Genomic DNA, 17,685 nt, shown 5'->3' on the forward strand with positions numbered 1-17,685 from the left:
AAGGTTTAAACGATGGATCAGTTACTCAATTGGCTTTGGGGTGGTCAAGGCGGTTATGGCTATGTCGTCTTGTTGTTAATCGCAGGCGTGTGCGCGTTAGCACTGATCTATTTGCACTTTCAGACGTCACTTAAGCAACTAGTAACGGATTCTCCCTATCCAGTCATAGTGGTGGACACTAGCCATGCTCAGCTCTTGCTATCTAACCGGGCTGCGATGCAGTTATTAGGCATTCGCTCTTTGGGAACGGGATATTTGTATCCTGCTTTATTCGATATTCATGAGCTTGAGCAGTTTCTCGATCGCTTCTCTAGTCGTCATTTTCGTCAGCAGGCTTTTGACTGGCGACTATCTGATAGTGAATCTATCAAGGTGGAGCTGTCAGGCAGAAAGAGTTTATTGCGCAATCATCAAGTTTGGATTCTTTATGCTCAGCCATATCAAGCCACTCACCAAGAGCAGCAACAAGAACTTGAGCAGTTAATCATCGCACGTTCGGCATTAGACTCACTTTCAGAGCTGATTTGTACCCAAGACCGCCAAGGCAATCTATTAACGACCAATCGAGCATTTGATCAATTCTGGCAAGGGCGAAGGGAAGAAGCTTGCGCATCCAAGACCTTGGGTGAGATGACCAGAAAAAGCGAACGTAAATGGACAACGGATCCACAAGGTCGAAGTTGCTTACTGGAAGTCAATCAAAACTCTCTTGTTTCGCCGAGTGGTGAGCTTATCGGTACGCTGTCTATTAGTCATGACGTGACTGAATGGCACAAGATGCAACAGAATCTGCGAGATGAAATGGAGCGTCGCAAAGATACAGAGGTGGCGCTAGCGCAAAGAGATACTATCTTACAAACGATTCTGGATGCCAGTCCGGACTCTATTGGTATTTTCAATGAGAACATGGTCTATCAAGCGTGTAATCAGCCTTTTGTTAAGGCGTTAGGCATTTCAAAAACTTCTGATTTGATAGGTAAGCGCCTCCAAGACGTGATTCCTAAAGAGATGTACGCGCGCTTAGCAGACAGTGACTTAGAAGCATTACGCCAGTTAGAGCCAGTTCGATACATAGATAAAGTCGTGAGTAGTGATGGTAAAAGTACGTGGTTTGATGTGGTGAAATCGCCTTTTAAAGATAAAGCATCAGGAACGAATGGTGTGCTGATCATGGCGCGTGATATTTCTGAGCGTTATCTTGCAGAACAAAAGTTGGAAAAAGCCAACCTAGAGTTAGAAAAATTGAGCTTTATGGATAGCTTAACTCAAGTATCGAACCGACGCCGTTTCGACGAACAACTGCAGGTATTGTGGTACCACCATGCTAGAGAAAAGCTGCCGCTCACCATCATGTTATGTGACATCGACTTTTTCAAAGATTACAACGACTGCTACGGTCACCAACAAGGTGATGAAGCGTTAGTCAGTGTCGCTACCGTGTTTACACAAGTCATCAATCGTTCTTCGGATTGTGTTGCGCGTTATGGTGGCGAGGAGTTTGGTTTTATATTGCCGAATACCACCACGGAAGGTGCGCGCAACGTAGCGCAGCGTATTCATGAGAAAATTCTACAGCTTGATATGGAACACGACAGTTCAGAAGCATCTGAACGCCTTACCGTCAGTATCGGTCTGGTCTCTTACATTCCTCAGCATGGTGATGAACCCGAAATGGGCATCGCTATGGCTGACAGTGCGTTATATCAAGCTAAAGCTGATGGACGTAATCGCACCTGTATTCACCCCAGTTCTTGCTAACGCTTTGTGACCGCTTGCTCTAAGTTGATAGCTGATTGTTTAAATCACCGTATTAAACACGTTAAACTTACACAAGCCTGTGCGCTCGTTGGTTTATCTTTTTATCTCGTATTACAAGAGTAGATCGCACCGTGTGTTTTTCACTAATCAAACAGACCTAAATTGCGTTAGGTCGAGTGCATTTACCTGTTTTTCATCATCGAATGGCGCTATCTAGCCACCACCATGGAGTAGTTAATGAAACCCATGAAAAATCTCGCCCAGTATTATGTCGACTTGCTAGTCAAACTGGGGATTGTTCGCTTCTCTATTTTGCTAGCCCTTGCGCTGGTGGCATTAGCTGTTGTGGTGCAGGTAGGGATTACTTTAGCTCTCAAAGGGCGAGTAGATGATATCGACATTGTCCGTTCGGTGTTTTTTGGTCTATTGATCACCCCTTGGGCGGTTTACTTCCTCTCTGTGGTTGTCGATCAACTAGAAGAGTCTCGCCAGCGTTTAACTAAGCTGGTGTCCAAACTGAAGGACATGCGTTCGCGAGATCAAGAGCTGAATTACCAACTTCAACAAAACATTGAAAAGCTTAACCAAGAAATTGAAGAGCGTATTAAAGCGGAAGAAGCACGTGAAGAGGCGATGCAAGACCTCGAAAATGAGGTGTTCCAACGCGAACGTACTCAATTAGAGTTGGCAGAACGTACCGCATTACTGCGTTCATTTATTGATGCCTCACCAGACTTAATTTACTACCGCAATGCGGATGGTGTTTTCTCTGGCTGTAACCGCGCGATGGAAGAGCTAACGGGCAAGAAAGAGCACCAGTTAGTCGGATTAAGCCCTTGGGATGTGTATAGCAAAGAAATCGCCGAGCATATCGTTGATACTGACCAAAAGGTTTTTGCCGATAATCAAGCGATTACTTACGAGCAATGGCTCGAATACCCAGATGGTCGCAAGCATTACTTTGAGCTTCGTAAAGTGCCATTTTACAGCAAAGATGGCCGCCACCTTGGTCTCGTTGGGTTCGGTCGTGATATCACTGAACGTAAGCGCCATGAAGAGTCGTTAGAGAAAGCAAGCCGCGACAAAACTACCTTCATCTCAACCATCAGTCATGAGCTGCGAACGCCGCTGAATGGCATTGTAGGCTTAAGTCGTATGCTTCTAGATAGTCCGTTGACAGAAGAGCAGCGTAAACACATGCAGACCATCAATGTGAGTGCGATTACGCTAGGTAACATCTTCAACGATATTATCGATATGGATAAATTTGATCGCCGTAAGTTAGAACTATTACCTGCGCCACTTAACTTCGAAGACTTCGTCGCAGAGATTGAGAGTATCTCTGCTCTGATGGCGGAACAAAAAGGGTTACGCTTTGACTTAGAACGTTTAAGCGACTTGCCAAAAGCAATTGAAGTGGATGCAACCCGTCTACGTCAGGTGATTTGGAACTTGGTCAGCAACGCAATGAAGTTCACCAAAGAAGGTGGCGTTGTGATGACAGTGAGCGCGGATGTCGAAGACGATTTTGCGACCATTATTATGGAAGTGGAAGACACTGGTATTGGTATCCCAGACGAAGAGCTAGATAAGATCTTTGCGATGTACTACCAAGTGAAATCAGGCAAGGACAACCTGCATGCGGTCGGTACAGGTATTGGTTTGGCGGTATCTAAGCAACTGATCAATATGATGGATGGTGACATTACGGTTACCAGTGAGGAAGGCTTTGGTAGCACTTTTACTGTATCGATCCACGTTCCGATTGTTGAACTAGCTGAGCCAGTCATTGATGCGAAACGCGACAATGTGCGCCTCAACATATTTATGGTCGAAGACATCGAGCTTAACGTAACTGTGGCTAAATCGTTACTTGAGAGCCTAGGGCACTCTGTCACCGTGGCAATGACGGGCCAAGAAGCGTTAGTGAACTTTGTGCCAGAAAAATACGACTTAGCGTTGTTGGATATCCAACTGCCTGATATGACGGGCTTTGATGTCGCCAATTATTACCGCAAGCATTATAACAATCTTCCTCCATTGGTCGCCTTAACTGCTAATGTAATGAAAGATCGTCGTGAATACTTAGATAACGGCATGGATGATGCGATCAGTAAGCCGCTGGCAGTGAATGCTATTCAGTCAGTGATTGATAAATTCTTCGCTCACCAGTTAGAACAACCTAAGGAAGTGGTGAGCGGTCCCGAAACAGTGGAAGAGCCAGTGCCTTCTCCTGTGATTGAGACACATTTGCTCGATATGGATATGTTAGAGTCTTACGTCGACATTGTTGGTGCAAAACCTGTCTACGACAGCATAAAAATGTTTGAAGATATGATGCCAGACTATATCGATGTCTTAGATTCGAACATGACAGCGAAAGATCAAGATGGGATTGTTTCTGAAGCGCATAAAATCAAAGGTGCTGCAGGTTCAATTGGCCTGAAACGTATCCAAAGTGTGGCGCAAAAAGCGCAATCGCCCGATATGCCTGCATGGTGGGAAAACATTTCAGACTGGGTTGAAGAGATCAAAAATGAATACCAAAACGATATTCAAGTCCTCAAAAGTTGGTTGGAACAAAGGAAATAACATGAAAAGAATCGCACCATTGGCGTTAGTCATGGCATTGATGGCAGGCTGTAGTTCCGTTCCAAATGTGAATTGGCAACAAAACAGTCAGATTACGATTAATGAGGTTAATGTTGAGCTCAAAAGTAATTTATGGGTGAACCTCATGCCGAATATTGGGGACGTGGAAGAGCAAAGTATTCAAGGTGCACTTTACCTCGAAGGAGATCAGTTACTTCCTGCAAATCTAACGGCAGAAGCTCTTATTATTAAACAGGGGCAAAAAGAGTGGTTGGTGGACAGTGCGTCTTTAGATACTCGAACGCACAGTGAAAGCCGATGGGAGGTGGCGTTCTCGTCTCACATTGATGTGAACACAGAAAAATCGGTTGATATCGCAGTGCTTCTAGACGATGCGGGTAAACAGCGTTGGTTAGTCGAAAAGTACGTGAAGATTAACAAGGTTTATTAACCGCAATGATGTTGCATTAGTCGTTAGACCTAAAACAAAAAGGGCTTGCTCAATGAGCAAGCCCTTCGGATATTAGCGGTTAAATCTAGTCTTCTAGATCGCCACAGAAGCGGTAACCTTCGCCGTGGATAGTGGCGATGATTTCTGGCGTGCCTGAAACAGACTCAAAGTGCTTACGGATACGACGAATCGTTACGTCTACAGTACGGTCGTGTGGCTTAAGTTCACGACCAGTCATCTTCTTAAGAAGATCTGCACGAGTTTGAATCTTACCCGGGTTCTCACAGAAGTGCAGTAGTGCGCGGAACTCAGAGCGAGGTAGCTTGTAGCTATCACCAGCAGGGCTTACTAGAGAGCGGCTGTTGATGTCTAGTACCCAACCGTTGAATTCATACTTTTCTACCGAGCGCTTCTCTTCTTGCACCGCGTTAGAGCTCATTGAGCGACTAAGTAGGTTACGTGCACGAATAGTTAGCTCACGTGGATTGAATGGTTTAGTGATGTAGTCATCTGCACCAATCTCAAGACCTAGGATCTTGTCTACTTCATTGTCACGGCCTGTCAGGAACATTAAAGCAATGTTCGCTTGCTCGCGTAATTCACGCGCTAGTAGAAGGCCATTCTTGCCTGGAAGATTAATGTCCATAATAACCAAGTTGACTGAGTTATCAGACAACACTTGGTGCATCTCTTCACCGTCACTGGCTTCAAAAACAGCGTATCCCTCTGCTTCAAAAATACTCTTAAGAGTGTTACGAGTTACTTGCTCATCTTCAACGATAAGAATCTGCGGGGTTTGCATTGGCGGTACCTAAATTTGTGACAAAATTGTGCTAATAGAATAAATTCTAGGCAAAAATATAACATACAGGTAATGTGATTTTGATAATAAATCAAGTTGATCAAAAAAACACTTCTTTCAGTTATCCGCCCTCCATGGAATTTTGCCAACTCACCAGTATCCAATGGCGACGTTTATTCTAAAGGGCTTGTTTACCTTTCATTTCCTGCTTTCAGTGGGGCCTGAAACGTAAACACCCTAAGATATTGAGCGGATTTTATATTGTTAACAGCATGCTAACAATGCTCAAATGTTAATTCCATTCAGTTTGTTGATTTATATCAATTGATGAAATGTAACTGTTATTAATCGTTTAAGACTTATGATAGAAAAAAGTAATAAGAACATAGACGCATCGTTATGGAATGCTTATTCAGAATCTTTTTTCAGATTCGAAGCCGAGTGGCGTGTTTCAAACTATGCTGTGATAACCGCTTGGAACCCATACAGTAACTTGAGGTCCAAAGAAGAGAACAGCATAAACAATCACGCGTTAGAAAAACAGCTACAGCACGTTAATTACGCGCCTGTCACGGTAGGTGATAGCGCTTTTACATGGTATGAGGAAAGCTTTGCCGTCGAGTTGTCGCCAGAGGTAGCCGTTGAATTGGCGAGTGACTTTCAACAAAACGCGATTTATTACGTCATTAATGACCAACTTTATCTTATTGCGTGCTCGCAGCCGAAAGTTTTTCATACGTTAGGCTCCATTAAACCTCGGCTCGTATAGAAGGTATAGAAAAGGATACTGCTCACTGAAGCACCGCTTGGGTGAGAAAATTCACGGAGGAAATATGAGAGACATTACACCCGATATTTGTGACCAATTTGAAGACCAAGTGAGCTTGCTTACTTTACCATTGCAGAACTTTGGTCAACGTAGCGCTTTTTACGGTGAAATCGTTACGGTGCGCTGCTATCACGATAACTCGAAAGTGCGTGAAGTACTGGGCGAAGATGGAACGGGTAAAGTATTGATTGTTGACGGACATGGATCGTGTCAGAGAGCATTACTCGGCGATCAATTAGCGATACTCGGAATAGAAAATGGGTGGGAAGGTATCATTGTCTATGGTGCAATACGCGACGTAGCACAAATATCTCAAATGGACATTGGCGTTCAAGCTCTTGGAACTAACCCGTTTAAAACAGAGAAACGCGGGATAGGAGAGGTAAACGTAACCTTAACGATGCAAAACCAAATCGTTCAACCTAAGCACTACGTTTACGCGGACTGGAACGGTGTGTTGATTTCTAAGCAAAAGCTGGACTTCTAAAAACGAAAGCCTAAACCAACCTCAAAGCCTTGTTGCCAATCTTGGTAATCAAGAGTCGCGTGAAGATCCAGTTTATCGGTAATTTTTACGCGACTTGATACTTCAGCCGCGAGGCTACTGTCGTCTTGGCGAATACCTTCCGCTGTTTCGTTCTTGTAAGAGCGAACTGTACTTTTCAGCGTGACACGATCATTAAAGTGATAGCTGATCCCACTCAAAAAACCACTTTGATTTTTGGTAGGAGAGTTATTGACTCGCGCACCGACATAAACGTCTACCGAATCAAAAAGTTCGTAAGCGTAACCCGTATCGATATTCCAAACATCAAAACTGTCAGACTGATAACTGTCGCTGGAAATGAATAGTTTATGAGGAGAAGGGGATGTTTTACCTGGAAGCGGCGGAAGCTCGTTTGCTAGACAAACACCAGGCACAAAAAACAGCAACAGAAAAAGCCCTCTTTTCATGTTCACCACTCCTTGTGTCAACTTTTTTATTAGTATGCGCCCAAAGCTTCTCACTATTAAAGCATAGAATATGAAAGCTAGCTCACCTATTTTCTAAATAATTCGATCCTATGAACATAAGTCACAGTTAAGTTGTTGTTATGTGTCACAACCCTCTCGAATTATTTGATCGTACGTTTTATGGCAAAGATCAGACTAGTTATTAGATAAAAAACCGAACTGGTGATGATGGTTAAGTCCTTTACAAAAACTAACTGTAGATTTTTAAATGATCAATAATGTGTAATTAACTATAAATATCAATGACATTGCTTAGCAGAATTCTCTGAAAGATGGAAAAACAAACAATTTTTTGTTGACTATGTATCAGAAACTCGGTAAACGTAGAGTTAAGCAAACACAATTAACGTTGAATATTTATTTATGCCATCTAACAGCCTAGTAGTAATGACCACGACCATTATTATTACCGACACGACACATGTTGGGGCAGGCTGCTGAGCGAAAGAAATTCACAAAAAAGGCCTGTATCCAACAAGATACAGGCCTTTTTTTATGCTTTTTTATCCAGAATTTAGACAAATTTAAGAAGATATACCGGAGGAAGGGATGCGAGTATTGAAGTTTGGCGGATCATCACTAGCTGATGCAGATCGCTTTTTGAGAGCGGCAGACATTATTGCCAATAACGCTCAACAAGAAGAAGTGGCGGTTGTTCTTTCCGCTCCTGGTAAAACAACAAACAAATTGGTTGCGGTCATTGAAGGCGCATTGCGCAATGGTGAAGCAGAACTACAAATCAAAGAGTTGGAGGAGTCGTTTAAAACGCTCTTCACTCAAGTCCAAGCAGTACTACCCAATATCGATGGTTCAGCTTTCGATAACCAAGTGAAAACTTCTCTCTCTCAATTACGCCAATTCGTTCATGGCATCAATCTTCTTGGCATGTGCCCAAACAATGTTAATGCACGTATTATTAGCAAAGGCGAACGCGTTTCGATTCAATTGATGAAGGCAGTGCTTGAAGCGAAAGGCCAACCTGCGCATCTTATCGACCCAGTTGAATACCTATACGCAAAAGGTGATCACCTTGAAGCCATGGTCGATGTTGAAGTTTCGACTCAGAACTTCCGCCAGAATCCTCTTCCTCAAGGTCATGTGAACATCATGCCTGGCTTTACCGCAGGTAACGAGAAAGGTGAATTGGTAACACTTGGTCGCAATGGCTCTGATTATTCGGCGGCGGTTCTTGCGGCGTGTCTGCGCGCAGATTGTTGTGAGATCTGGACTGACGTAGACGGTGTATACAACTGCGACCCTCGTTTAGTGGAAGATGCTCGCTTACTTAAATCTCTTAGCTACCAAGAAGCAATGGAGCTTTCTTACTTCGGTGCTTCCGTTTTGCATCCGAAGACCATTGCTCCTATCGCGCAGTTCCACATCCCATGTCTGATCAAAAACAGCTTTAACCCACAAGGTGCAGGAACTCTGATTGGGCAAGACACTGGTGAAGACAATCTGGCGATCAAAGGTATCACGAAGCTAAACGACCTAACTATGGTTAACGTCTCCGGCCCAGGTATGAAGGGTATGGTTGGCATGGCAAGCCGCGTGTTCGGCGCAATGTCTTCCGCTGGTGTGTCTATTGTTCTTATTACTCAGTCTTCTTCTGAGTACAGCATTAGCTTCTGTATTGAGGCAGAAGATAAAGCAAAAGCGCAACAAGTACTGGCCGATGCGTTTGAGTTGGAACTGAAAGATAGCTTATTAGAGCCGGTCGAGTTTATTGATAATGTTTCAATCATAACGTTGGTTGGTGACGGCATGCGTACATCGCGCGGTGTTGCATCTCGCTTCTTCTCATCTCTTGCTGAAGTGAACGTAAACATTGTAGCCATCGCACAGGGCTCATCTGAGCGTGCTATCTCAGCCGTGATTCCTGAAGATAAAATCTCTGAAGCGATCAAAGCGTGTCACGAAAACCTATTCAACTCTAAGCACTTCTTAGACGTATTCGTGGTTGGTATTGGTGGCGTTGGTGGTGAGCTGGTGGATCAGATCGAGCGTCAACAGGCGAAGCTTGCGGAAAAAGGCATCGTGATCCGCGTGTGTGGCTTGGCAAACAGCAAAGGTCTTCTGCTTGATAGTGAAGGTCTTCCACTCGATCATTGGCGTGATCGTATGTCGGCAGCGACAGAAGAGTTCAGCCTAGCGCGTTTGATTTCTTTGGTTCAACGTAACCACATCATCAACCCAGTATTGGTTGACTGTACATCAAGTGAAGATATCGCGAATCAATACGCTGATTTCTTAGCTGCTGGTTTCCATGTCGTTACACCAAATAAAAAAGCAAACACAGCAAGCATGGCTTACTACCATCAGCTTCGCGATGTTGCGCGCAGCTCTCGTCGCAAGCTGATGTACGAAACAACTGTGGGGGCGGGTCTACCGGTAATCGAAAACCTGCAAAACCTAATCTCAGCGGGCGATGAGCTAGAGCGCTTCAGCGGTATTCTTTCTGGCTCTCTGTCATACATCTTCGGTAAGTTAGATGAAGGTATGAGCCTAAGTGAAGCAACTAATATCGCAAAAGAAAATGGTTTTACTGAACCGGATCCTCGTGATGATCTTTCTGGTATGGATGTCGCGCGTAAGCTTCTGATCCTGGCTCGTGAAGCAGGCATGTCTCTAGAACTAGAAGACGTTGTGGTTGATCAAGCACTGCCACCAGGTTTTGATGATTCTGGTAGCGTTGATGAATTTATGGCGCGTTTACCTGAAGCAGACGCCTACTTTAAAGAATTATCTGCAAAGGCAGCGGAAGAAGGCAAAGTACTGCGCTACGTTGGTGAGATTAATGAGGGCAAGTGCACAGTAAGCATCGCAGCGGTGGATGAAAACGATCCAATGTATAAAATCAAGGACGGTGAAAACGCACTGGCATTTTACAGCCGTTACTATCAGCCAATCCCACTAGTGTTACGTGGCTATGGTGCAGGCACCGAAGTAACGGCTGCGGGTGTATTTTCTGACGTGATGCGTACTTTAGGTTGGAAACTAGGGGTATAACAATAATGAGTTCAAGTGATATGGATGTAGTGGTTTATGCCCCAGCATCAATTGGTAATGTAAGCGTTGGCTTTGATGTGCTGGGGGCTGCCGTGTCTCCAGTGGATGGCACACTATTGGGTGACCGTGTATTGGTGAAATCTGGGGCTGATCCGTTCAGCCTTAAAACGGCGGGTGATTTTGTTGAGAAATTGCCAACTGAACCAAAAGAGAACATCGTCTACGACTGTTGGCTCGTGTTTTCTCGCGAGCTAGATAAAAAAGGTGTTGAGCTAAAACCACTTGAAATGACGCTAGAAAAGAACATGCCAATAGGCTCAGGTTTAGGCTCAAGTGCATGTTCTATCGTGGCGGCGCTGGATGCTTTAAACCGATTCCATGGTCAACCGCTGAATGAGACTGAGCTGCTAGCACTGATGGGGGAAATGGAAGGCAAAATCTCTGGTGGTATTCACTACGATAACGTCGCGCCGTGTTACCTTGGTGGTGTCCAGTTGATGCTTGAAGAGCTTGGTATCATCAGTCAAAAAGTGCCTTGTTTTGATGATTGGTACTGGGTGATGGCGTATCCGGGTATCAAGGTATCAACGGCGGAAGCGCGTGAGATCCTACCATCTCAATACCGCCGACAAGATATCATCGCTCATGGTCGCCACCTTGCGGGCTTTATTCATGCGTGTCATTCTGGTCAGCCAGAACTTGCTGCAAAAATGATCAAAGACGTGATCGCAGAACCGTATCGTGAGAAACTGCTTCCAGGTTTTGCGAATGCACGTCAATACGCAGCGTCTGCGGGTGCATTGGCAACCGGTATTTCTGGCAGTGGTCCGACACTGTTCAGTATTTGCAAAGAGAAAGATGTCGCTGAGCGAGTTGCTCGCTGGTTAGAACAAAACTACGTACAAAACGAAGAAGGATTCGTCCACGTTTGTCGTCTAGATAAGCAGGGTTCGAAAGTAACAGGAAGTGAGCTATGAAGCTTTACAATATAAAAGAAAATGATGAACAAGTTTCCTTTGGCCAAGCCGTTCGCCAAGGGTTAGGTCGCAATCAAGGCCTATTTTTCCCATCGGAATTACCAAAATTTGAAGATATCGATGCGCTGCTTGCAGAAGACTTTGTCTCTCGTAGCACTAAGATTCTATCGGCGTTAATTGGAGATGAACTTACAGAGGAGCAAGTGAATGCCCTTGTTGATGCTGCGTTTCAATTCCCTGCGCCTATCAACCAAGTAAAAGACGGTGTTTATGCACTGGAACTGTTCCATGGTCCAACGCTTGCGTTTAAAGACTTTGGTGGTCGCTTTATGGCGCAATCTCTTGCTGCGGTTTCGGACGGCGGCAAGATCACCATTCTGACGGCAACGTCTGGCGATACTGGCGCAGCCGTTGCGCATGCTTTCTACGGTATGGAAGACATCAATGTTGTGATTCTTTACCCGAAAGGAAAAATCAGCCCACTGCAAGAGAAGTTATTCTGTACGCTTGGTAAAAACATTCACACTGTCGCGATCGATGGCGACTTCGATGCGTGTCAGGCACTGGTTAAGCAAGCTTTTGATGATTCAGCACTGCGTGAAGAGATCGGTCTGAACTCTGCAAACTCAATCAACATCAGCCGTTTGATGGCGCAAATCTGTTACTACTTTGAAGCAGCTGCGCAAATGAGCAAGCAAGAGCGTGAAAACCTAGTGGTATCAGTACCAAGTGGTAACTTTGGTAACCTAACTGCTGGTCTACTGGCAAAAGCGCTGGGCTTGCCTATCAAGCGCTTTATCGCGGCAACTAATGCCAATGACACTGTTCCTCGCTACCTAGAAACAGGTAAGTGGGAGCCAAAACCAACAGTCGCAACAACATCGAACGCGATGGACGTGAGCCAACCAAACAACTGGCCTCGTATTGAAGAGCTGTGCCGCGTGAAAGAGTGGGGCTTGGAGACGTTAGGTAAAGGCGCAGTATCTGATGAGCAAAGCGCACAGTCAGTGAAAGATTTACATGCTCTAGGCTACCTATGCGAACCGCATGGTGCGATTGCTTACCGAGTGCTTGAAGAACAATTGCAAGACGGTGAAACCGGTCTGTTCCTATGTACTGCTCACCCTGCGAAGTTCAAAGAAGTCGTGGATGATATTCTAGAATCCGATATCGAGCTTCCTGCGCCACTAGCGAAGCACGCTGCGATGGAGCTGCTATCGGAAGAGCTCGACGCAGACTTTGACGCATTGAAACAAGTACTGCGCCGCGTGCAGTAAGCTTCAAAGTATAGTAAGTATCAAAAACAGAAATAACGAGAGGTGAATGAGTAATCATTCACCTTTTTTATTGTCGGTAAGTTTTGACTCTCTTTATGATTGAGAAACGAACTTAACTAAATGAGATGGAAAGAGAAGCATGCATTTTTTGATTTTTCTTGGCTCAGTGAGAGACAGCACGCCACCACGACCAGCCCGTTTAGGAATGCGAGTCAGTAAAGCGTGTGAAAAACTCATCGCGAGTCAACATTCGCAACATACGGTCGAAATCATCGACCCTTTGAATTACGACTTTGATGATGTGTTTAAGCCCGAGTTTGCTTATCACCGCTCTAAAGTTCCGCAGCACCTAAGTGAGCTAGCAGACAAAATCAAACATGCGGATGGGTATGTGATGGTTAGCCCGGAATATAACCATTCGATGAGTCCTGCTTTGGCGAACATGCTTAACCATTTCGGCAGTTCGCTGTTTTCTTACAAGCCGAGTGCTATCGTGACCTATTCTGCCGGACAATGGGGTGGTGTTAGAGCTGCCGTTTCTATGCGTACCTTCTTATCTGAACTTGGATGTCTACCTGTCTCTGCGATGATCCACATTCCGAAAGCGCAAGAAGTCTTTGATGAACAGGGCGTTGCTGCGGATGAGTCGGAGCAGACGCAGTGGGACAACTATATGAATCGCACTATGCATCAATTGATTTGGTGGGCAGAAGGGGCGTCACTGCAAAGAGATAGGCTTGATCCAACCTCTGTAGCGCAAGCGTTTCAGAAAGATCCTTCGCAAAGAAATGCACCTTAGAGGCGAGTTGCTTTCCACTATAGAAAGGGGTTAGAAGGATTCTGAAACAAAAAAAGCTTGGTCATTGCTGACCAAGCTTTTTAAATTCTAGCGAGCTAGTTTACTGAGAGATTATAGAGTCTCAGTAAAAGTACGAGCGATTACATCACGTTGTTGCTCTGGAGTTAGCGAGTTAAAACGTACTGCGTAACCAGAAACACGAATAGTTAGTTGTGGGTATTTCTCTGGGTGTGCAACTGCATCTTCTAGTGTTTCGCGTTTAAGCACGTTCACGTTTAGGTGTTGGCCGCCTTCGATACGAGGAGCAGTTTCGATTGCAACTTCACGGCTTTCGTATTCACCTAGGTCGCTGATTGCGATAACTTGGTCTGCTTCGTAGCCAGCAGTTGCAGCAACACAACGAGCTTCATTTTTTTCGCTATCTAATAGCCAGATAGAGTTTAGTAGGTCGTCGTTTGCCGCTTTTGTAATTTGGATACCTTGGATCATCACTATCTCCTAGACCACTTACGTGGTGATTATTGGTGTTAATTTTCGAATTTTCGTTGAGCTGAGTATTATATAGCTAATATCCACTATTTTAATATTGATTTGAGTCAAAAAACAACCAAAAACATTATTTTTATTAAGGTAATTTTATTGAGTTAAATCAATAAAACCTTTGAAAACAAACTAATTACAATTTATTTGATAATATAAAAAATATTTAATAACTTGTTTTGTTGTAAATTTACTACAAATTGAGATTAAAGTTTAAACTGGTTAACGCAACTATCTGTATTTAGGTAGCAATACTGAAAGTCTAAAGTGATTAAATGACAAACATGAAAAACAAGCTTGGGAATAAACTCATTGGTGCACATGTCTCTGCTGCTGGTGGGGTCGATCAAGCTCCGTTGAGAGCTCGTGAAATTGGCGCAAATGCATTCGCACTATTTACAAAAAACCAACGCCAGTGGGTGGCGAAGCCTTTAGAAGTAAAAACCATCAGTGCGTTTAAAGCGAACTGTAAAATGCTGGGTTTCGGAGCAGAACATATTCTTCCCCATGATTCTTATCTGATTAACTTGGGTGCGCCGGAAGAAGAAAAGCTGAATAAATCCCGCGCGGCATTTATTGATGAAATGGAGCGTTGTAATCAGTTGGGGCTGACTTTGCTTAACTTCCATCCGGGTAGTCACCTAAAAAAAGTCTCTGAACAGGAGTGCCTCGCGACGATCGCCGAGTCGATCAATCTTGCGCATAAAGCGGTGCCGAATGTGATCGCTGTTATCGAGAATACGGCAGGTCAAGGCACTAACTTAGGCTGGAAGTTTGAGCACCTTGCTGAAATCATCGAGCAAGTGGAAGATAAAGATCGTGTCGGCGTTTGTATTGATACCTGCCATACCTTTACGGCTGGTTATGACTTACGTACAAAAGAAGATTGCGAGCGCACCTTTGCAGAGTTCGACCGTATCGTAGGTATGCACTATTTAAGAGCAATGCATCTAAATGATTCAAAAGTAGAGTTTGCCAGCAAAGTAGATCGCCACCATTCTCTAGGTAAAGGAGAGATCGGGTGGGATTGCTTTGAGTACATCGCGAAAGACCCTCGTTTTGATGGTATCCCTCTGATTTTAGAAACAATTGATCCAGATATTTGGCAGCAAGAGATCAACACGTTGCGTCAATTCCATTTAGCGGCCATTGACAGTTAATGGCGTAACCACAAAGTTGGCACCTTTCTTTCTTAGTCATTGAACATCAATCTCTGAATTAGCAAAGAAGGATGCCAATATGTCTCGACCACTCTCTTTTACTCCTTATGCTTACACTCGTCGCGTGCTTCGCTTACCGATGCCTAATCGTCACATTACCGGACAGGGGCATTTTCGAACGCCACAGAAGCATTAGTCTTTTATTACTTGTCTCAAGTTCGTGGTAAGTTTTTGTTTGTTTGAGTTTCGCTCGTTAGAATAGAAGCAAAATTTAGGACAGGAACTTTCCATGAATCAGTCACCCACTTGGCACGATGTGATCGGCGAAGAGAAAAAGCAGAGCTACTTTGTAGACACCTTGAGTTTTGTTGAAGCCGAACGCGCCGCAGGCAAAGCTATTTTTCCTCCCGCAAAAGATGTCTTTAACGCGTTTCGTTTTACCGAGTTCAAAGACGTTAAGGTCGTGATTCTAGGACAAGACCCATACCACGGCCCAAATCAGGCGCATGGCCTGTGTTTCTCTGTACTTCCTGGCATTAAAACGCCACCGTCACTGGTTAATATGTATAAAGAGCTGGCGCAAGATATTGAAGGTTTCCAAATCCCTCAACATGGTTTTTTGCAAAGCTGGGCTGAACAAGGCGTATTGTTACTCAATACGGTATTAACGGTGGAGCAAGGTAAAGCGCATTCACATTCAAAGACAGGTTGGGAAACGTTTACTGACCGAGTGATTGAAGCCATTAATCAGCATCAAGAAGGTGTAGTGTTCTTGCTGTGGGGGGCACACGCGCAGAAGAAAGGGCGCTTTATCGATCGCAACAAGCACCATGTGTTAGCTGCCCCACACCCATCGCCACTTTCTGCACATCGAGGCTTTTTCGGTTGTAAGCATTTCTCTCAAGCAAACCAGTTGCTTACATCACAAGAAAAAGCACCAATTAACTGGCATTTGCCATTAACGGTATAAATGAAGAGACAGCGATCATGGATGGTATGATCGCTGTTTTTTTGAGCACGCTCGAGGCTGATAGTAAATTTCTCATGTACACTTACTAAAAGTAGGTGTTAAGGAGAGACGCTATGATGATCGAAAGAATTCGACGCGAACATGGTTATATGGTTCGTCTGTTGGCGATACTGCGCCATAAGCTTAATGAGATAAAAAAAGAACGTGTAATCAACTATGCGTTAGTAAGCGAGATTGTTGATTACCTCTCTAATCATTCGGAGAAAGTACACCACCCGAAAGAAGATATCCTCTATCACCACTTTCTTGAACACTATGGTAAGCAACAAACCATGGAAAATTTAGAGAAAGAACATCTAGAGTTAGCGAGTAAAACCAGAGAGTTTTCATCCGTGATAGAGATGATCCTTCAGGATGCTGTTGTGCCACAAGACATGTTTGTCGCTCACCTAGAAGATTTCATAGAATCGCAAAGGCACCACTTGGAGCTAGAAGAGCGAAAAATTTTGCCTCTCATTGAAGAGTTATTTACCACAGAAGATTGGCAGCATGTCGAGAGCTTATGGAGCGTCAGTGAGGATGACCCTGTGTTTGGTGACACGATTGCTGATCGTTATAAGCAGTTGGCCGAACGTGTTCGTCAAAGTGATACTGAATATGTTTAAGACTGAATGATGAAACCTGAGCGAGCGAAAGCCGTCTCTCGGGTTTGTGAGATACATTTCTTATTTATTGGGAATCAACCGAAAATTTAGTGTGCATATTTCTCGGCAAAAAGTACGGAAGATTCTCATTGAGTAATAATGGTATTCATACTTAAACCTTGGTACATAAACTCACGGTGTTTACGGTCACTGTAAACAAAAAACAAAAGGCACCCGTAAGGTGCCTTTTGTTTGAATTAGAGTTTAATGTCTTCCAAGTTATAATCGGTACAGACATCAAGTTCGCGCAGCTCTTTAAGCAAATTGCGTCTGTCGTTCATCTCTTCTATTTCACGCCACTTTCGCTTTACTGGTTTGGCACGAGATTTGGTTGTTGAGGTAGTATCCAGATTAAAAATGTCATCTAGTTGAAAGCCTTCCATAAGCCACCTTTACCTTTCTTAAGCTAAACTGTTGTAACCAGTCCTTGTGGAGTTTTTTAAGTACCACAATAGCCGTGAGAATAACCATGATATATTTCGCATTTGTGTCGGTAGCATGACATTTTCGTGCAAAAATATTCTCAAAATCACACTTTTTATTGCAACGATGTGGATAAAAAATGCACAAACGATCTCAAGAAAACGATTAAATAGAGAGATTTTCTATGTTAATTCGATTTGATGAATGGGTGTACTGCGCAAAGGTTAAAGTTGCATAAAATCAGTTTGATGAAATAGTGTTCAATTAGATGGTAAGTCACTAGCGTAAATTTATGTAACACCTTGTGAATACTAGCTTGTTCTTGTTTATACGGTTTACCATTCCATTTAATGAAGAATAATTATTTATGTTGGTGTTTG

General features: G+C 43.9%; 17 protein-coding genes and 1 other annotated feature. Of the genes, 13 read left to right on the forward strand and 4 right to left on the reverse strand.

Going from position 1 to position 17,685, the window contains the following annotated elements; translation table 11 throughout:
- The first annotated feature begins 12 nt into the window (after positions 1-12).
- From R7P80_RS22495 to R7P80_RS22505, 3 genes are all read left to right on the forward strand, one after another.
- Entirely contained in the window at positions 13-1,758 is a 1,746-nt protein-coding gene (locus tag R7P80_RS22495; RefSeq protein WP_222716800.1) for a GGDEF domain-containing protein, read from the forward strand.
- Between the two features lie 237 nt (positions 1,759-1,995).
- The gene (gene arcB, locus R7P80_RS22500; RefSeq protein ID WP_005381826.1) at positions 1,996-4,350 is read left to right on the forward strand and encodes an aerobic respiration two-component sensor histidine kinase ArcB; all 2,355 of its coding nucleotides are present in this window, start codon (positions 1,996-1,998) and stop codon (positions 4,348-4,350) included.
- 1 nt (position 4,351) lies between these two features.
- Positions 4,352-4,801: a hypothetical protein gene (locus R7P80_RS22505; RefSeq protein ID WP_054574283.1), complete on the forward strand. Its 450-nt coding sequence runs from the start codon at positions 4,352-4,354 to the stop codon at positions 4,799-4,801.
- Positions 4,802-4,886: 85 nt separating this feature from the next.
- Here R7P80_RS22505 and arcA read toward each other — a convergent pair whose 3' ends face one another.
- The gene (gene arcA, locus R7P80_RS22510; RefSeq protein WP_005381824.1) at positions 4,887-5,603 is read right to left on the reverse strand and encodes a two-component system response regulator ArcA; all 717 of its coding nucleotides are present in this window, start codon (positions 5,601-5,603) and stop codon (positions 4,887-4,889) included.
- A 361-nt stretch (positions 5,604-5,964) separates the two neighbouring features.
- Between arcA and R7P80_RS22515 the strand changes: the two genes are divergently transcribed.
- Entirely contained in the window at positions 5,965-6,372 is a 408-nt protein-coding gene (locus tag R7P80_RS22515) for a DUF3293 domain-containing protein (RefSeq protein WP_005381823.1), read from the forward strand.
- A 64-nt stretch (positions 6,373-6,436) separates the two neighbouring features.
- Entirely contained in the window at positions 6,437-6,919 is a 483-nt protein-coding gene (locus R7P80_RS22520) for a putative 4-hydroxy-4-methyl-2-oxoglutarate aldolase (RefSeq protein WP_005381822.1), read from the forward strand.
- On the opposite strand, the gene R7P80_RS22525 is transcribed toward R7P80_RS22520, so the two are convergent.
- The gene (locus R7P80_RS22525; protein WP_005381821.1) at positions 6,916-7,386 is read right to left on the reverse strand and encodes a hypothetical protein; all 471 of its coding nucleotides are present in this window, start codon (positions 7,384-7,386) and stop codon (positions 6,916-6,918) included. The genes R7P80_RS22520 and R7P80_RS22525 overlap by 4 nt on opposite strands.
- A gap of 423 nt (positions 7,387-7,809) precedes the next feature.
- Between R7P80_RS22525 and thrL the strand changes: the two genes are divergently transcribed.
- From thrL to R7P80_RS22550, 5 genes are all read left to right on the forward strand, one after another.
- Positions 7,810-7,887 (forward strand): thr operon leader peptide, encoded by a 78-nt coding sequence (thrL, locus tag R7P80_RS22530; RefSeq protein WP_074192076.1) that lies wholly within the window; start codon positions 7,810-7,812, stop codon positions 7,885-7,887.
- Positions 7,823-7,942 (forward strand) — a sequence feature (Thr leader region). Its footprint overlaps the gene before it by 65 nt.
- 53 nt (positions 7,943-7,995) lie before the next feature.
- Positions 7,996-10,455, forward strand: coding sequence for a bifunctional aspartate kinase/homoserine dehydrogenase I (gene thrA, locus R7P80_RS22535; protein WP_225491976.1), 2,460 nt, complete (start codon positions 7,996-7,998; stop codon positions 10,453-10,455).
- Between the two features lie 20 nt (positions 10,456-10,475).
- On the forward strand, positions 10,476-11,432 hold the full coding sequence (thrB, locus tag R7P80_RS22540; protein WP_206959440.1) for a homoserine kinase: 957 nt from the start codon (positions 10,476-10,478) through the stop codon (positions 11,430-11,432).
- Positions 11,429-12,709, forward strand: coding sequence for a threonine synthase (thrC, locus tag R7P80_RS22545; protein ID WP_005381818.1), 1,281 nt, complete (start codon positions 11,429-11,431; stop codon positions 12,707-12,709). Before thrB ends, thrC begins: the two co-directional genes overlap by 4 nt.
- A gap of 139 nt (positions 12,710-12,848) precedes the next feature.
- Positions 12,849-13,508 carry an NADPH-dependent FMN reductase gene (locus R7P80_RS22550; protein WP_005381816.1) on the forward strand — a complete coding sequence of 220 codons (660 nt, stop codon included), beginning with the start codon at positions 12,849-12,851 and terminating at the stop codon, positions 13,506-13,508.
- Positions 13,509-13,619: 111 nt separating this feature from the next.
- Here the strand turns inward: R7P80_RS22550 and grcA are convergent, their stop codons facing one another.
- A complete protein-coding gene (gene grcA, locus R7P80_RS22555) occupies positions 13,620-13,997 on the reverse strand; it encodes an autonomous glycyl radical cofactor GrcA (RefSeq protein ID WP_005381814.1) in 378 nt (125 codons plus the stop codon).
- Positions 13,998-14,323: 326 nt separating this feature from the next.
- Here grcA and nfo point away from each other — a divergent pair, with 326 nt between their 5' ends.
- The 3 genes from nfo (at position 14,324) to R7P80_RS22570 (ending at position 16,843) form a co-directional block, all read left to right on the forward strand.
- Positions 14,324-15,208 (forward strand): deoxyribonuclease IV, encoded by an 885-nt coding sequence (gene nfo / locus R7P80_RS22560; RefSeq protein ID WP_005381812.1) that lies wholly within the window; start codon positions 14,324-14,326, stop codon positions 15,206-15,208.
- Positions 15,209-15,497: 289 nt separating this feature from the next.
- The gene (ung, locus tag R7P80_RS22565) at positions 15,498-16,178 is read left to right on the forward strand and encodes a uracil-DNA glycosylase (protein WP_005381808.1); all 681 of its coding nucleotides are present in this window, start codon (positions 15,498-15,500) and stop codon (positions 16,176-16,178) included.
- Positions 16,179-16,291: 113 nt separating this feature from the next.
- On the forward strand, positions 16,292-16,843 hold the full coding sequence (locus tag R7P80_RS22570) for a hemerythrin domain-containing protein (protein ID WP_005381807.1): 552 nt from the start codon (positions 16,292-16,294) through the stop codon (positions 16,841-16,843).
- A 236-nt stretch (positions 16,844-17,079) separates the two neighbouring features.
- Here the strand turns inward: R7P80_RS22570 and R7P80_RS22575 are convergent, their stop codons facing one another.
- Positions 17,080-17,265 (reverse strand): DUF3545 family protein, encoded by a 186-nt coding sequence (locus R7P80_RS22575; RefSeq protein WP_005381805.1) that lies wholly within the window; start codon positions 17,263-17,265, stop codon positions 17,080-17,082.
- Between the last annotated feature and the right edge of the window lie 420 nt (positions 17,266-17,685).

Origin of the sequence: Vibrio sp. 2092, from assembly GCF_033339635.1 — a bacterium.
Taxonomy (GTDB): Bacteria; Pseudomonadota; Gammaproteobacteria; order Enterobacterales; family Vibrionaceae; genus Vibrio; species Vibrio alginolyticus.

Bases quoted from the DNA above. Each gene is read 5' to 3' on its own strand.
- R7P80_RS22495 (WP_222716800.1), top strand. From the start codon at position 13: ATGGATCAGTTACTCAATTGGCTTTGGGGTGGTCAAGGCGGTTATGGC.
- arcB (WP_005381826.1), top strand. From the start codon at position 1,996: ATGAAACCCATGAAAAATCTCGCCCAGTATTATGTCGACTTGCTAGTC.
- R7P80_RS22505 (WP_054574283.1), top strand. From the start codon at position 4,352: ATGAAAAGAATCGCACCATTGGCGTTAGTCATGGCATTGATGGCAGGC.
- arcA (WP_005381824.1), bottom strand. From the start codon at position 5,603: ATGCAAACCCCGCAGATTCTTATCGTTGAAGATGAGCAAGTAACTCGT.
- R7P80_RS22515 (WP_005381823.1), top strand. From the start codon at position 5,965: ATGATAGAAAAAAGTAATAAGAACATAGACGCATCGTTATGGAATGCT.
- R7P80_RS22520 (WP_005381822.1), top strand. From the start codon at position 6,437: ATGAGAGACATTACACCCGATATTTGTGACCAATTTGAAGACCAAGTG.
- R7P80_RS22525 (WP_005381821.1), bottom strand. From the start codon at position 7,386: ATGAAAAGAGGGCTTTTTCTGTTGCTGTTTTTTGTGCCTGGTGTTTGT.
- thrL (WP_074192076.1), top strand. From the start codon at position 7,810: ATGCCATCTAACAGCCTAGTAGTAATGACCACGACCATTATTATTACC.
- thrA (WP_225491976.1), top strand. From the start codon at position 7,996: ATGCGAGTATTGAAGTTTGGCGGATCATCACTAGCTGATGCAGATCGC.
- thrB (WP_206959440.1), top strand. From the start codon at position 10,476: ATGGATGTAGTGGTTTATGCCCCAGCATCAATTGGTAATGTAAGCGTT.
- thrC (WP_005381818.1), top strand. From the start codon at position 11,429: ATGAAGCTTTACAATATAAAAGAAAATGATGAACAAGTTTCCTTTGGC.
- R7P80_RS22550 (WP_005381816.1), top strand. From the start codon at position 12,849: ATGCATTTTTTGATTTTTCTTGGCTCAGTGAGAGACAGCACGCCACCA.
- grcA (WP_005381814.1), bottom strand. From the start codon at position 13,997: ATGATCCAAGGTATCCAAATTACAAAAGCGGCAAACGACGACCTACTA.
- nfo (WP_005381812.1), top strand. From the start codon at position 14,324: ATGACAAACATGAAAAACAAGCTTGGGAATAAACTCATTGGTGCACAT.
- ung (WP_005381808.1), top strand. From the start codon at position 15,498: ATGAATCAGTCACCCACTTGGCACGATGTGATCGGCGAAGAGAAAAAG.
- R7P80_RS22570 (WP_005381807.1), top strand. From the start codon at position 16,292: ATGATGATCGAAAGAATTCGACGCGAACATGGTTATATGGTTCGTCTG.
- R7P80_RS22575 (WP_005381805.1), bottom strand. From the start codon at position 17,265: ATGGAAGGCTTTCAACTAGATGACATTTTTAATCTGGATACTACCTCA.